This is a genomic window from Thermoanaerobacterium thermosulfurigenes (assembly GCF_051201035.1).
Taxonomy (GTDB): Bacteria; Bacillota; Thermoanaerobacteria; order Thermoanaerobacterales; family Thermoanaerobacteraceae; genus Thermoanaerobacterium; species Thermoanaerobacterium thermosulfurigenes.
The window spans coordinates 99,359-114,199 of the sequence record NZ_JBPODR010000006.1 but is presented as its reverse complement, the minus strand read 5'-3'; the positions used below and the strand labels follow the sequence as shown (position 1 = coordinate 114,199).

Below are 14,841 nucleotides of genomic sequence, written 5' to 3'. Positions count from 1 at the left end.
CGGAAGTGAAGCCCTCCAGCGCCGATGGTACTGATTACTCGGGAGAGTAGGTCGCTGCCGGTAAAAATTTATAAAAGAGGTAGTCTGTTTTAAATAGACTATCTCTTTTTTGTTTTTTATGGTATAATAAGCGTTAAAATTATAAGAAAGGAAGTGAAAGAATGTTAAAAAGTAAAAATGTTGAACTTGTACCATTTGAGCCTAAATATATTAAGAAATTTGTAGAATTTCGCAATAGTGAAGACAGTAGAAATTTTTTGATGCCTGGTATACCATATCCTGTGACAGAAGGTTCAGTTTCAGAATGGCTTAGTAAAAAGGCTAATCATCATGAATCGGGTGAATTTGCAATTATTTATAATGAAACTAAAGAATATATAGGTAATATTTCATATGGCAATGTGGATTGGAAAAATAGGCATTGTGAAATTGCGATAATGATAGGTGAGGAGAAGTATAGAAACAGAGGTCTAGGTACAGAGGCATTAGTGACATTATTAGATTTTATATTTAATGAATTAAATTTGCATAGAGTGGAATTAAAAGTGTATGATTTTAATGAGAGAGCAATAAAATGTTATGAAAAATGTGGTTTTAAAAAAGAAGGATTGCTGCGAGAAGTTGTATATAAACATGGTCGATATATAAACGAATGGATAATGGGGATTATAAAAAGCGAATTTTTAGAGCATAATTTCCAGGGAAATAATAGAAATAATACATAATGGAGGAAATATGAGAGCGTTTTTAGCTATAAAATTAAGTGAGAATATTATAAATGAAATTAATAATTTACAAGAGGAGTTAAAGAAATATACAATAAAAGGAAGATGTACAAATAAAGATAACTTACATATAACTCTTAAGTTTTTTGGCGAAATAAATGAAGAGCAAGTTAGTAAAATCAGAGAGACAATAAATAATATTTCGTCGAATTTTAAGCCCTTTTACATTAGATTAAATAAAATTGGTTGTTTCGAAGGAAAAGATAATATAAGAGTACTATGGGTGGATGTTAAAAATGATAATAACCTTATATTATTACATGATGCCATCGAAACAGAATTATCTAAGGCAGGATTTAAAAAAGATGATAGAAAATTTAAAACGCATATCACTGTTGCAAGAGATATTATTTTGAAAAAGAGCATAGAAGAAATAAACAATCTATATAAATTAGATTCTAATTACTTTGCAGTGTCTAATATACATCTTATGGAAAGCAAGTTAGAGAATAATAGAAGAGTTTACAAATCTATTTTAGATGTACCATTAAAATCGAATAAGTAGGGGAAAGCCTACTTATTGTCAGGTGTCACATACAATGTTTTTTGATTAGTGTAGATTACGAAACCCGGTTTTGACCCGGCCGGTTTTTTGACGTACTTTCTTAATGTGTAATCAACTGGTACATTTGATGAATTTTTTGCTTTGCTATGCGTTGCCGCCAATTTTGCAGCTTCTAGAATAGTGCTATCAGGTATCTTAGTGCCTTTGCTTTTGATTATGACATGTGAGCCAGGAATATTCTTTGTGTGTAGCCACATGTCGTTTATATCTGCAAATTTCATTGTAAGGTAATCATTTTGTACATTATTTTTTCCAACATAGATATCAAAATTATCTGAAGATATATAGTGTAGAGGTTTTGATATACTTTTCTTTTGTTTTTTGTCTTTATTTTTCTTTTTTATGTATCCTGTATCTGCTAATTCTTCTCTTATTTCGTCGATTTCTGATGGCAATGTACACTGCTCAACATTTAAAAGTTGTCCTTCTAGATATTCTATTTCTTTTTTTGTTTCTTCTATTTGCTTTGTAAGAAATTCTACTGCATTTTTTAATTTAGCATATTTTTTAAAATACATTTGGGCATTTTCATTTGGTGTATATTTTATATCTAGTGGTATTGTTATTTCTTCACCAGTATAATAATTTATTGTTTTAAATGCATCTGTTTTTTTGTTAAGTTTATACAAATTACTTGTTATGAGCTCGCCATATAGTTTGTATATATCTGCATTTTCAGCATTTTTCAATTCATCTAATTGTTTTTCAAGCTTATTATATAATCTCTCTAGATGTGTTTGAATAAGCTTTTTCAAATCATGAGAACGAGATTTTAAACTTTCTGCATTCGCTTTTTCTCTATAAAACTTTAATGCGGCTTCATTAACACTTTTATAGAAAACTAAATTTTCATACTGTGTAAGCTCAATGATGGAAAATTCATAAGGATTATCGTCAACATAAGCGATACATGGTTTAAAATTTGAATTTTCTAAATGGCTTTTCAATAAATTTAAATTATAATTCAAATTCTCTATATCGTCTTCTGAAAGCTCATTTATGTATCTATCATCGACTTGACTTCTATATGCAATTTCGCTTGATAAAACAGGGCTAAATCCTTCAAAAAGCTCTAAAAGGGCTTTATCAACTTTTTTCCCGTTTTTTAATTTTAATTTTCTTGACAAATCATCTTTTGTAAAATCTTGAATTGTAAATTTATCTTGTAGTGGGGGCATCTCATATTTGACATCGGGAACTATTTCACGTATTTTGCTCATATCCTTATACACTCTTTTAATGCTATCGATTATTATTCTACTCTCTTTATCTATTAATATAATATTGCTGTATCGCCCCATTATTTCTATCACTAATGTTTTTATGACCTCTTTTTCTAATTCATCACGACTTAAAACATCAATGAATAAAATTCTATCGAATCCCCTTTGGTATATATCTATAATTTTTCCACCTTGCAAATACTTTCGAAGTAACATGCAAAACATAGGAGGAGTAATTGGATTTTCTTTATTTTCATCTGTTAAATATACTCTTGGGAAGTTTGCATTTGCTGATAAAAGCAATTTATAATTTTTGCCGTTATTTCTGATAAAGATTATGATTTCGTCTTTTTCAGGTTGATATATCTTATCTATTTTTCCATCAAGCAATGTGCTTTTTAGTTCATTGACTATTCCATATAGTGTTATGCCATCCAAAGCCATGTTGAACATTCCTTTCTAAATGCAATTCTACTTAATAGTATACCACGGCATAAATTTATTACAAATAAAGCAGTGATGATATGATTGAGCAAATTATATAACCAGTTTTTTATAAATTTATGTTATAATATATATGCGTTATTTGTTGTAAGGAGTGAAAAAGTTATGAAGTTTACAAAGATGACTGGATTAGGTAATGATTTTATAGTCTTAGAAAATTTAGAAAACAAAGAGTTAGAGTATGACGTGTTAGCGAGAAAATTATGTGATAGACATTTTGGCATAGGCGGCGATGGTCTTTTGATAGTGGAGCCATCTGGAATAGCAGATATTAAGATGAGAATAATCAATTCGGATGGCAGTGAAGCAGAAATGTGTGGGAATGGAGCGCGCTGTTTTGCAAAATATGTCTATGAAAATGGTATAGTTTCAAAAGGAAAAATGTCAGTTGAGACATTGTCTGGCATTGTAATGCCAGAATTAATATTTGAAAATGATAATGTGGATAAAGTAAGAGTTCACATGGGCAATCCTATTTTTAGGCCTGATTTAATTCCAGTAAAAACAGATAAAAATCAATTTATAGAAGAAACGATAAAAATAGATGGAAGAGCTTATACTGTGACATCGTTACTAATTGGCGTACCGCATACTGTTATTTTTGTTGATTCTATTGACGAAAATATGATTGTGAATGTAGGACCGTTAATCGAAAAATTACATATATTTCCACGTGGAACAAATGTTGATTTTGTCAAAGTTGAAGATAAAAATAATATTACGGTGAGAACTTGGGAAAGAGGTGCAGGCTTGACTCTTGCTTGCGGTACGGGTGCTTGCGCTTCAGCTGTGGCTTCTGCATTAACAGATAGGACAAAGAGGGATGTTTATGTTCATTTTAAAAGAGGAGATTTGTATATTGAATGGACATCTGATAACAATATTTATTTAACAGGTAAAGCCGAAAAAGTTTTTACTGGTGATATAGATATTGTTTAGAAGGAAATAATGTTGATTATAATATTGATGGGTGATAAGATGATAAAAAGCATGACTGGTTTTGGCAGAGGTGAAGCAAACGAAAATGGCTTTCACGTTTTAACTGAAATAAAAAGTTTAAACCACCGGTTTTTAGATTTGTCGGTAAAACTTCCGAAAGTTTTAAGTGGGTTAGAGGATAGGATAAGGCTAAAAATTGGAGAAAGCATTAAAAGAGGTAGAGTAGAGATAAATATTTCTCTTGAGGCTTACGAAAAAAGTCTTGATTCTCTTGAGTTAAATTACGATCTTTTAAACCAATACATAAATATAATTCATGACTTAAAAAAAAGTGTTAATCTTACGGATGACATAAAATTGAGCGATATTCTATCAATACCGGGAATAATAGATGTGAAAAGCGTTAATGTAGACATAGACAACGTTTGGACTATCGTAGAAAAAGCATTAGATATGAGCATTAAAAATTTAATTGACATGAGGGTTTTAGAAGGTATAAAATTAAAAGACGATATAATAAATAGATTGGACATGCTAAATGGTATAATTGATAAGATAGAGGAAAGAGGACCTGCCGTTATAAATGAGTATAAGAAAAAACTTGAAACCCGTATAAATGAGCTTATTGGTGGTGAACTTGATCAGAACAGGTTTTTAACTGAAGTGGCAGTAATGGCTGATAAGACTAGTATTTCAGAAGAGATAACAAGGCTTAGAAGTCATATAAGCCAATTTAGGTTTTCGCTGGATAGTTCTATGCCTGTAGGAAAGAAATTAGATTTCTTGACGCAGGAAATGAACAGAGAAGCAAATACAATTGGTTCAAAGTCAATAGATCTTATCATAATAAATGGAGTCATAGAATTAAAAGATCAGATTGAAAAGATAAGGGAGCAAGTACAAAATATAGAGTAGGAGGATAATTATTATGGCCATCAAACTAATAAACATAGGATTTGGCAATATTATTTCGGCAAACAGATTAGTAGCCATTGTTAGTCCTGAGTCTGCTCCTATAAAAAGAATTATACAAGAGGCGCGGGACAGAGGTATGCTTATTGATGCTACATATGGTAGAAGAACTAGAGCTGTTATAATAACAGACAGTGACCACATAATATTATCAGCAGTTCAACCAGAGACGGTTGCAAATAGACTTAATTCAAAAGACATAATTGATGAGGAAATTATTGAAGAAGAATCTGAAGATTAAGGGGAATGATGTTATTGTACAATAAGGGTTTATTGATTGTAATATCTGGTCCGTCAGGTGCTGGAAAAGGAACGGTTTGCAAAGCACTTTTAAAGAAAGATGAAAATCTTAAATTAAGCATATCAATGACTACGAGAAAACCTCGCAATGGAGAAGTTGACGGCGAAAATTATTTTTTCACTACAGTTGAAAAGTTTAAAACTCTTATAGAAAGTAACATGCTTTTGGAATGGGCAAAGGTGTATGATAATTATTATGGTACACCGAAAGAATTTGTACAAAAAAATATCGATGAAGGTCATGATGTAATTTTAGAAATTGACATTCAAGGTGCTTTAAAAGTTAAGGACAAATATCCAGAGGGTGTATTTGTGTTTATTTTGCCACCGTCTATGGAAGAGCTTAAGAATAGAATAAAAAAGAGAGGAACAGAAACTGAAGAGGAGATTTTAAAGAGGTTTAAAAGTGCTTATGAAGAAATAAATTTCGTCTCCAGATATAATTATGTGGTGATAAATGATGATGTTGATTTAGCTGTTGATAAAATCCTTGCGATTATAAAAGCTGAAAAATGTAGAGTTGATAGAAATAAGGGATTATATCTTGAAATAAAGGAGAGATGCTAAATGATTTTATATCCATCGATAGTAGACTTAATGAATAAAATTGACAGTAAATACACTTTGTGTGCTTTGGTTTCAAAGCGTGCAAGACAGATAATAAGCGGTGAACCGAGTCTTGTAGAGACTGATTCAAAAAAACCTGTGACAATTGCTACTGAAGAAATAAATGAAGGACTTATAACATTTGAAAGGCAAAAATTTGGTTTGAAGTAGAAGGTGTTTTAATGGCTTATAAGAAAAATGTGGTCATTGGTGTTACTGGAGGTATCGCTGCATATAAATCAGCAGATTTGGTTTCAAGGCTTGTTAAAAATAATATAAATGTTGATGTGATAATGACAGAGTCTGCCACAAAATTTATTTCACCATTGACGTTTGAATCACTAACACACAATAAAGTGATCGTTGATATGTTTGAAAGCCCCAAGTTTTGGGAAATAGAACATATAGCATTGGCAGAAAAGGCAGACGTGTTTGCTATCGTTCCTGCTACGGCAAATATCATAGGTAAAATAGCCAATGGTATAGCGGATGATATGCTTACAACCACTATAATGGCTACTAATGCGAAAGTTGTTATTGCCCCTGCAATGAATACAAATATGTATCAAAACATGTTATTCCAAGAAAATTTAAATAAGCTTAAGTCTATTGGATATTTTATAATAGAGCCTGAAGATGGAAGATTAGCCTGTGGTACATTTGGTAAAGGCAAACTAGCAAAAATTGATGATATCGAGAAAAAAATATTGGAATTATTAAGGATGGAAAAAAATGATTATGATGGTATTACCATTTTAGTTACTGCAGGACCTACAGTTGAACCAGTTGATCCAGTAAGGTATATTACAAATCGTTCTTCTGGGAAAATGGGTTTTGAAATTGCAAAGGCTGCAAAATCTAGAGGAGCTAATGTTATATTGATTTCAGGTCCTACAAATATAGATGATCCAATCGATATTGAAATTATACACGTAAATACTGCTCTTGAGATGTACAATGAAGTTATGAAATTTAAAGGTAAAGTTGATATTTTTATTGGAGCTGCCGCTGTTGCTGATTATCGGCCGGAGATATATGAAACTAACAAAATAAAGAAAAATGACGATGATCTTGTATTGAAGTTAGTCAGAAATCCAGATATTTTATATGAGTTTGGAAAAGAAAAAGGCAATACTTTTTTAGTCGGTTTTGCCGCAGAAACTGAAAATCTGATAGAAAGTGCCAAAGATAAGATTATAAAGAAAAATTTGGATTTGATTGTAGCTAATGATGTTTTAAGAGAAGGGGCTGGATTTTCAGGTGATACAAACATAGTTAGCATAATAGACAAGAATATGAGCGTAAAAGAGTATCCTTTAATGAGCAAAACCGATGTAGCCCACGTAATACTTGATGAGATAAAAAATCTTTTTATTAGATAGCCTAAAAGCGGCTTTTTTTTATGGGGGTATTTATGTTTGCTGATGTTGTTTTAAGTGAGTATTCACGAAATATCGATAGGATTTTAACTTATATTGTGCCAGATGGTATAAACGACATAAAGATAGGTACTAAAGTTTTAGTGCCTGTAAATAGAAGTAAAGTAGAAGGTTACGTTATAAATTTATCAGAAAAAACAGATGTACCAATAGATAAGGTAAAGCCGATAGTTGATGTTGTGAATGATATTACATTGTTTGATGACAAATTGTTAGACTTAGCCCTTTGGATGAAAGACTACTATAAATGCAATATTTCTGAAAGCTTGCAGTGCATTATTCCATCAGGGACAAAAAGCGGCATAAAAAAGGTAAAGACAGTTAGGCTTAATAATGGCTTTGTTGATGATTGTAAAATTACTCCAAAACAACTTGAGATTATAAATTATTTAAAGAAAAACGATTTGGTTGCATTATCAGATCTAGTAAAAGACTTAAATGTAAGTTATTCAACTGTAAACAGTTTGTTTAAAAAAGGGATTGTATCAGTAGATTATAAGGAGATAAATAGGTTTAAAGCGACAGATTGTAATAGAACCAAAAAGCATATTCCCACTAAAGAACAGGAGCAAGTTATAAGCGAAGTAAAAAAAATCATTGGAAAAAATATTTTTGAGAAGTATCTTTTGTTTGGCGTTACTGGAAGTGGAAAGACAGAAGTTTATCTTCAGCTTATTGAGAAATGCATCGAATTAGGGAAAGAAGCTATTGTCCTGGTGCCAGAGATATCTTTAACGCCTCAGACTATCGAAAGATTTGTTTCAAGGTTTGGCAATTTAGTTGCTGTTTTGCATAGTGGATTATCAGATGGAGAAAGATTTGACGAATGGAGAAAAATTGTAAATGGCGATGTAAAAATTGTCGTTGGTGTTAGAAACGCAGTATTTGCACCATTTTCTAATTTAGGGTTAATAATAATAGATGAAGAACATGAAACCACTTATAAACAATCTGATTTTAAACCAAAGTACAATGTAAAAGAAGTTGCGGAAAAAAGATGCGAGATAGAGAAAGCTATTTTGCTGCTGGGGTCTGCAACACCTCAGGTAGAAACGTACTATAAAGCTCTCAATAAAGAGTATAGACTTTTAAGATTAAACAATAGAATAGGGGTTAATTTACCTGAAGTCGAAATTGTCAATATGAGTCGGGAATTGGCAGACGGCAATAATTCGATATTTAGTAGAAAACTTTATTATGAAATTAAAAAAAATTTGATTAAAGGTGAACAGACTATTTTGTTTTTAAACAGAAGGGGATTTTCTTCATTTGTAGTGTGCAGGGATTGCGGGTATGTTCCTGAGTGCCCGAATTGTGATATATCACTTACATATCATGCAGATGATGGAAAGCTAAAGTGCCATTATTGCGGATACAACATCAATACAGTTCGTACGTGTCCTAAATGCGGAAGTAAGCGAATTAGATATTTAGGCATTGGAACGGAGCGCGTAGAAAAGGAAGTTAAGCGATTATTTCCTAAAAGTAGAGTTTTAAGAATGGATATTGATACTACTAAAACAAAAGGAGCTCATGAAAAAATTTTTAATGAATTTAGAAGCGGAAATGCAGACATATTGATAGGTACGCAAATGATATCAAAGGGTTTTGACATACCAAATGTAACGTTGGTAGGAGTTATTTTGGCAGATATAACGCTGAATATACCTGATTTTAGGTCGGGTGAAAGGACTTTTCAGCTTTTAACACAGGTAGCTGGAAGGGCTGGCAGAGGAGAAAAGCCGGGAAGAGTAATAATTCAGACATATGAAGATGATAACTATAGCATAATAGCTGCAAAAAATCAAGATTATGAGGCTTTTTTCAATGAAGAAATACATTATAGAGAAACATACATGTATCCTCCTTTTACACATTTATTAAATATATTGATATCAGGGCCAGAGAAAAATAATGTGATATCTAGTGCCGCATTGGTACATAATTTGATTATTAAAACTATTAACAAAAATGAAATAAAGAGTTATAATAAAGTATTAGGTCCGTCATCTGCTCCTATCGAAAGGATAAAAAACAATTATAGGTGGCAGATTATTGTAAAATCAGTTAAAAGAAGTGTTTTGGAAGATATATGTGATGCTTTAAATAACCATAATTTTATGAAAGGCATCAAACTATCGTATGATTTGGACCCGCTTAATTTAATCTAATTTAAGGAGGATTTATATGGCATTAAGGTATATTAGGAAAATTGGAGATCCTATACTGTATAAAAAGGCAAAATACGTTGATAAAATAGATGATCATGTTATTATGATTTTGGATGACATGGCTGAAACTATGTATAATGCTGATGGCGTCGGACTTGCTGCAAACCAGATTGGTATCTTAAGAAGACTGGTGGTAGTGGATGTTGGAGATGGTTTGATAGAATTGATAAATCCAGAAATAATATTAGAAGAAGGCGAACAAATAGGAAAAGAAGGATGTCTAAGCGTTCCTAACGTGACAGGAGAAGTCAAACGGCCTAAAAAGGTGAGAGTAAGGTATCAAGACAGAACTGGAGAATATAAAGAACTTGAAGGAGAAGACTTTTTAGCCAGAGCGTTGTCACATGAAATTGATCATTTGAATGGAATATTGTTTGTAAATAAAGCGATTAGAATAATAAATGACGAGGAAGAAAAAATGGAGGCGGAGTGATTTGAACATTGTGTTTATGGGTACACCTGAATTTGCTGTACCTTCACTAAAAAAATTGGTTGAATTTGGCCACAACGTGATGTTAGCTATAACACAACCAGATAAACCTAAAGGCAGAGGCAAAAAGTTATCTTTTCCACCCGTAAAAGAATTTGCTATAAAACATGGCATAGAAGTCTATCAGCCTCTTAAATTAAAGAATAATGAAGAAGTATTTGAAAAAATAAGGAGATTAAAGCCTGAATTAATAGTTGTAGCTGCATATGGTAAAATTCTTCCAGAAGAAATTTTAAAAATCCCAAAATTTGGGTGTATAAATGTTCATGCATCTTTGCTTCCAAAATACAGAGGAGCTGCACCCATAAATTGGGCTGTGATAAACGGTGAAAAAGAGACAGGCATTACTATAATGTATATGGAAAAAGGATTAGACACTGGTGACATTTTATTGCAAAAGTCAATACCAATATTAGAAGAAGATAATGCTGAGACGATACATGATAAATTAGCGATATTAGGCGGAGATGTTTTAATAGATGCTATAAACATGATGTGCAATGGTACTTTAATGAGTTTAAAACAAGATGATAGCAAAGCGACGTATGCTCCAATGCTTGAAAAATCGATGGGGCTTATAAATTGGGAAAAAGATGCCATAGAAATAAGAAATCTCATTAGAGGATTAAGGCCATGGCCTGGTGCGTATACGTACTATAATGGCAGCATGTTAAAAATTTGGTCTGCCGATGTATACCATTATTCTGGTGATGAAAAACCTGGTACAATTATCAAATCAGATGATACTTTGATAATAAAATGTGGTAAAGAAGCGTTGAAAGTAATAGAAATTCAAGGTGAAGGCACGAGAAAGATGAATGTTGAAGACTATTTAAGGGGACACTTAATAAAAAAGGGTGAGCAATTAGAGGGGATAACAATTTGAATGGGGAAAAGCGTGTTTTTTTAGGATTATTGAGCATATTAATAGTGTTAATGTCATCAGGTATCTTTTTTCTTTTTTATATTGTGAGAAGCAAGAGTTCGGTTTTGTACAATTTTTTAATAGGATTTGTAATATTGCTTTTTTCTATAATTACTATTATTTTGATTTTTACAGTTATTGGATTTTTATACTTGGTTTATAGAAGGAAAAACAATAAAGCCTTAAATAAAGCGTTATTATTGTTGATAGATATGGCATATCCGTTTTTGGAGATATTAGGTGATATACTTGGTTTAAAGAAGGAAAAGATTCAACAGTCATTTACAAATGTGAATAATTTTTTAGTAAGGTTAAGAAAAAACAAGTATTTGCCTGAAGAGCTATTGATATTGATGCCACATTGTATACAATTTAATGAGTGCAAATTTAAAGTTACCAATGACATTGACAATTGCCGGAGATGTGGCAAATGCCAAGTCGGCGAGTTAGTTAAATTAAAAGAAAAGTATGGTGTGAAAATTGCAATTGCAACTGGAGGTACTTTAGCGAGAAAAGCTGTCATGGACACTAAGCCAAAAGCCATCATTGCTATTGCATGTGAAAGAGACTTAACAAGTGGAATACTAGATGTGAAAAAAATACCCGTTTATGGTATAATAAATATAAGACCGTATGGCCCTTGCTTCAACACAAAAGTAGATTTAGATGAAGTCGAAAAAGCGATTATCAATTTTACGAATGGAGGATAGGATTTATGTTTTGGTTTTATGATCCTACTTATATATTGCTGTTACCTGCAATTTTACTTGCAATGTATGCTCAATTTAAAGTACAAAGCACGTTTAACAGGTATTCAAATGTAAGAAACAGGTACGGATACAGAGCTTATGAAGTGGCGAGGAAATTGCTAAATGATGCGGGGCTATATGATGTTAGCATTGAGATGATACCAGGAAACCTTACAGATCATTATGATCCAAGAAGCAGAGTGCTAAGGCTTTCTCAAGCCGTTTATAGCAGTGATTCTATAGCAGCTATAGGCGTTGCGGCACATGAAACAGGGCATGCTATACAGCATGCTAATGGATACATTCCTCTTAAATTGAGAAATGCAATCGTACCTGTGGCAAATATCGGTACGACAATTTCATGGCCGCTTTTGTTGATGGGTTTTTTGTTTGGATATACACAATTGATAGATATAGGTATAATACTCTTTTCAGCGGTTGTTTTGTTTCAAATAATAACATTGCCAGTAGAACTTAATGCAAGCAATAGAGCAATAAGACTTCTCGAATCTGGTGGGCTTTTCATGAGAGATGAACTTTATCCAGCAAGGCAGGTTCTTAATGCAGCTGCTTTAACGTATGTTGCCGCTGCGTTTGCTTCTATTATGAATCTTATTAGATTGATAATTTTAAGGGATAGGAGAGATTAATTTCTATCCCTTATTTATTAAAATTTTAGAGGTGTTTTAATGAATCAAAGAAATACTGCTTTTAAAATTTTGTACGATATAATTGTAAAAAAAGGATATTCAAATATTGTATTAAACAAGTATCTTAATAACAATGAGTTGAGAGATATAGACAAAAGTTTCATTAAAGAAATAGTTTTTGGTACAATAGAGAGAAAACAGACTTTAGATCAAATAATCGACCATTGTTCGTCGAAAGGCAGCAAGAAGATAGACAACAAAATATTGATAATACTCGAGATGGGGTTGTATCAAATAATTTATATGGATAAGGTGCCTCAATATGCGGCTATTAGTGAAGCTGTAAATCTTGCTAAGGAGTATGCGGGAATACATGCTTCTAAATTTGTTAATGCTGTGCTTCGCAATTATGCGCGCAATTCTGCAAAAATTGATATCTTAAGATCTGACAAAAATGTTGTTGAATATCTTGCATTTAAATATTCATATCCTGAATGGATTGTAAAAAGACTTTTAAATAATTATGATAAAGCTGCGACTGAGGATATATTAAAGTCATTAAATGAAAAGCCGCAGATATCCATAAGGCTTAACACTTTAAAAATAGGAAGTAAGGATTTTGAAAAAATATTGATTGACAAAGGATTGAATTTTAAAAAGGGATCGTATGTAGATGATGCTTATTATATTGATTTAAAAAATATTGCAGGTGATGAAATTTACAAAAATGGCTTTGTGCAGATCCAAGATGAAGGTGCTATGATCATATCTAAAGTTTTATCGCCTAATCCAGACGATCTTATAATAGACGTATGTAGCGCACCAGGTGGGAAAACTACACATATATCTCAATTAATGAACAATAAAGGGAAAGTTATTGCATTTGATATTCATGAGCATAAAATTGATTTAATAAGGATGAATTGCAAAAGATTAGGCGTAAACAATGTGGATGCGTATGTATTTGATTCAACCAAGATAAATGAAAAATATATAGAAAAGGCAGACAAGGTATTGGCTGACGTTCCATGCACTGGAATAGGAATTATAAGGAAAAAGCCGGATATAAAATTAAAGAACTATACGGATGAAGATATTAAAAAGCTTAATAACATTCAATACAACATACTTAGCTCCAGCTCCAAATACGTCAAAAAGGGCGGATATATATTGTACAGCACGTGTACTATTGGAAGAGAAGAAAATATGAATATTATTGATAGATTTTTGGGTGAAAATAAGAATTTCGAGATTTCTGACATAAGACCTCTTCTTCCTGATAAATTAGCATCACAAGTAGACAATAAAGGCTACCTGCAATTGCTGCCAAACATTAATAATACAGACGGCTTTTTTATATGTAAATTGCAGAGAAATAATTAAATTTGTGATATAATATCTGTATGAAATTTTGGAGGCGTTTTAATTGATAGATTTAAAAAACATGACTATTGATGAACTTGAAAAGTTTTTTCTTAACATTGGTGAAACAAAGTACAGAGCAAAACAGGTTTTTCGCTGGATTTATAGAGGAATTACCAATTTTGATGACATGACTGATTTAAAGAAAGATTTAAGGCAAAAGTTGAAAAATATGGCCTTCATTTCTAATTTGCAAATTGCAAAAAAAGTCGTATCAAGTGAAGATGGAACAGCTAAGTATCTCTTTTTGTTGGATGATGAAAATATTGTTGAAGGCGTAGCGATAGAGTATAGCTTTGGCAATACATCATGTATATCTACTCAAGTGGGATGTAATATGAGATGTTCATTTTGTGCATCAGGGATTGGCGGTAAAGTCAGAAATTTAAAAGCATCTGAAATGGTAGACGAAGTCCTTATAATGAATAAAGATTATGGTAAGATCTCCAATATAGTATTGATGGGCAGCGGTGAACCGTTTGATAATTATGATGAAGTTATGAAATTTATAAAAATTGTCAATAATCCATTTGGCATGGGCATAGGTGTTAGACATATTACTATCTCCACATGCGGAATTGTACCTAAAATTTACAAATTTGCAGATGAAGGCTTAGGAGTTAACTTGTCTATCTCATTACATGCACCTACTGATGATTTGCGTTCACAGTTAATGCCCATAAATAAGGTTTATCCTATAAAAGATTTAATTGATGCATGTAGGTACTATATAGACAAAACTCATAGAAGGATAACTTTTGAATACTCGCTTATAAAAAGTGTAAATGACAGCTATGATATGAGCTTAAAACTGTCCAATCTCTTAAAAGGGCTTTTATGTCATGTAAATTTAATACCCGTGAATTACGTCAGTGAGATTGGCTATGAAAAGGCTGATAACGAGAAGATAATGGCTTTTAAGAATGTGCTTGAGAGAAGTGGCATTACATGTACAGTGAGGCGCGAACTTGGCAGTGACATCGATGCAGCTTGCGGTCAATTAAGGAGGAAATATTTAGCTGGAAGGGTGAAATGATTTAG

General features: G+C 32.0%; 16 protein-coding genes. 15 read left to right on the top strand and 1 reads right to left on the bottom strand.

Features of this window, described 5'->3' with window-relative positions:
* Positions 1–161 precede the first annotated feature (161 nt).
* Both HNR52_RS03715 and thpR read left to right on the top strand, forming a co-directional pair.
* Positions 162–725 (top strand): GNAT family N-acetyltransferase, encoded by a 564-nt coding sequence (locus tag HNR52_RS03715; protein ID WP_013788176.1) that lies wholly within the window; start codon positions 162–164, stop codon positions 723–725.
* 10 nt (positions 726–735) lie between these two features.
* Positions 736–1,290 carry an RNA 2',3'-cyclic phosphodiesterase gene (thpR, locus tag HNR52_RS03710; protein ID WP_435619722.1) on the top strand — a complete coding sequence of 185 codons (555 nt, stop codon included), beginning with the start codon at positions 736–738 and terminating at the stop codon, positions 1,288–1,290.
* A gap of 8 nt (positions 1,291–1,298) precedes the next feature.
* Here the strand turns inward: thpR and HNR52_RS03705 are convergent, their stop codons facing one another.
* Entirely contained in the window at positions 1,299–3,017 is a 1,719-nt protein-coding gene (locus HNR52_RS03705; protein WP_435619725.1) for an Rqc2 family fibronectin-binding protein, read from the bottom strand.
* A 165-nt stretch (positions 3,018–3,182) separates the two neighbouring features.
* Between HNR52_RS03705 and dapF the strand changes: the two genes are divergently transcribed.
* From dapF to rlmN, 13 genes are all read left to right on the top strand, one after another.
* Entirely contained in the window at positions 3,183–4,016 is an 834-nt protein-coding gene (gene dapF / locus HNR52_RS03700) for a diaminopimelate epimerase (protein WP_435619721.1), read from the top strand.
* Positions 4,017–4,025: 9 nt separating this feature from the next.
* On the top strand, positions 4,026–4,931 hold the full coding sequence (locus HNR52_RS03695) for a YicC/YloC family endoribonuclease (RefSeq protein ID WP_435619720.1): 906 nt from the start codon (positions 4,026–4,028) through the stop codon (positions 4,929–4,931).
* 13 nt (positions 4,932–4,944) lie between these two features.
* The gene (remA, locus tag HNR52_RS03690) at positions 4,945–5,229 is read left to right on the top strand and encodes an extracellular matrix/biofilm regulator RemA (protein ID WP_013788171.1); all 285 of its coding nucleotides are present in this window, start codon (positions 4,945–4,947) and stop codon (positions 5,227–5,229) included.
* Positions 5,230–5,237: 8 nt separating this feature from the next.
* Positions 5,238–5,855: a guanylate kinase gene (gmk, locus tag HNR52_RS03685; protein WP_013788170.1), complete on the top strand. Its 618-nt coding sequence runs from the start codon at positions 5,238–5,240 to the stop codon at positions 5,853–5,855.
* Positions 5,856–6,065: a DNA-directed RNA polymerase subunit omega gene (rpoZ, locus tag HNR52_RS03680; protein ID WP_013788169.1), complete on the top strand. Its 210-nt coding sequence runs from the start codon at positions 5,856–5,858 to the stop codon at positions 6,063–6,065.
* A gap of 11 nt (positions 6,066–6,076) precedes the next feature.
* Positions 6,077–7,276: a bifunctional phosphopantothenoylcysteine decarboxylase/phosphopantothenate--cysteine ligase CoaBC gene (gene coaBC, locus HNR52_RS03675; RefSeq protein WP_435619719.1), complete on the top strand. Its 1,200-nt coding sequence runs from the start codon at positions 6,077–6,079 to the stop codon at positions 7,274–7,276.
* 32 nt (positions 7,277–7,308) lie between these two features.
* Positions 7,309–9,504: a primosomal protein N' gene (priA, locus tag HNR52_RS03670; RefSeq protein ID WP_435619718.1), complete on the top strand. Its 2,196-nt coding sequence runs from the start codon at positions 7,309–7,311 to the stop codon at positions 9,502–9,504.
* Between the two features lie 16 nt (positions 9,505–9,520).
* Positions 9,521–9,997 carry a peptide deformylase gene (gene def, locus HNR52_RS03665; RefSeq protein ID WP_013788166.1) on the top strand — a complete coding sequence of 159 codons (477 nt, stop codon included), beginning with the start codon at positions 9,521–9,523 and terminating at the stop codon, positions 9,995–9,997.
* Position 9,998: 1 nt separating this feature from the next.
* Positions 9,999–10,940: a methionyl-tRNA formyltransferase gene (fmt, locus tag HNR52_RS03660; protein ID WP_435619717.1), complete on the top strand. Its 942-nt coding sequence runs from the start codon at positions 9,999–10,001 to the stop codon at positions 10,938–10,940.
* A gap of 83 nt (positions 10,941–11,023) precedes the next feature.
* Complete coding sequence (locus HNR52_RS03655; protein ID WP_435619716.1) at positions 11,024–11,689, top strand: DUF116 domain-containing protein; 666 nt, start codon at positions 11,024–11,026, stop codon at positions 11,687–11,689.
* 5 nt (positions 11,690–11,694) lie between these two features.
* Positions 11,695–12,378 carry a zinc metallopeptidase gene (locus tag HNR52_RS03650; protein WP_013788163.1) on the top strand — a complete coding sequence of 228 codons (684 nt, stop codon included), beginning with the start codon at positions 11,695–11,697 and terminating at the stop codon, positions 12,376–12,378.
* A gap of 39 nt (positions 12,379–12,417) precedes the next feature.
* Positions 12,418–13,761, top strand: a complete 1,344-nt coding sequence (gene rsmB, locus HNR52_RS03645) for a 16S rRNA (cytosine(967)-C(5))-methyltransferase RsmB (RefSeq protein ID WP_435619715.1) — start codon at positions 12,418–12,420, stop codon at positions 13,759–13,761.
* 43 nt (positions 13,762–13,804) lie between these two features.
* A complete protein-coding gene (gene rlmN, locus HNR52_RS03640; protein WP_435619714.1) occupies positions 13,805–14,836 on the top strand; it encodes a dual-specificity RNA methyltransferase RlmN in 1,032 nt (343 codons plus the stop codon).
* Positions 14,837–14,841 lie beyond the last annotated feature (5 nt).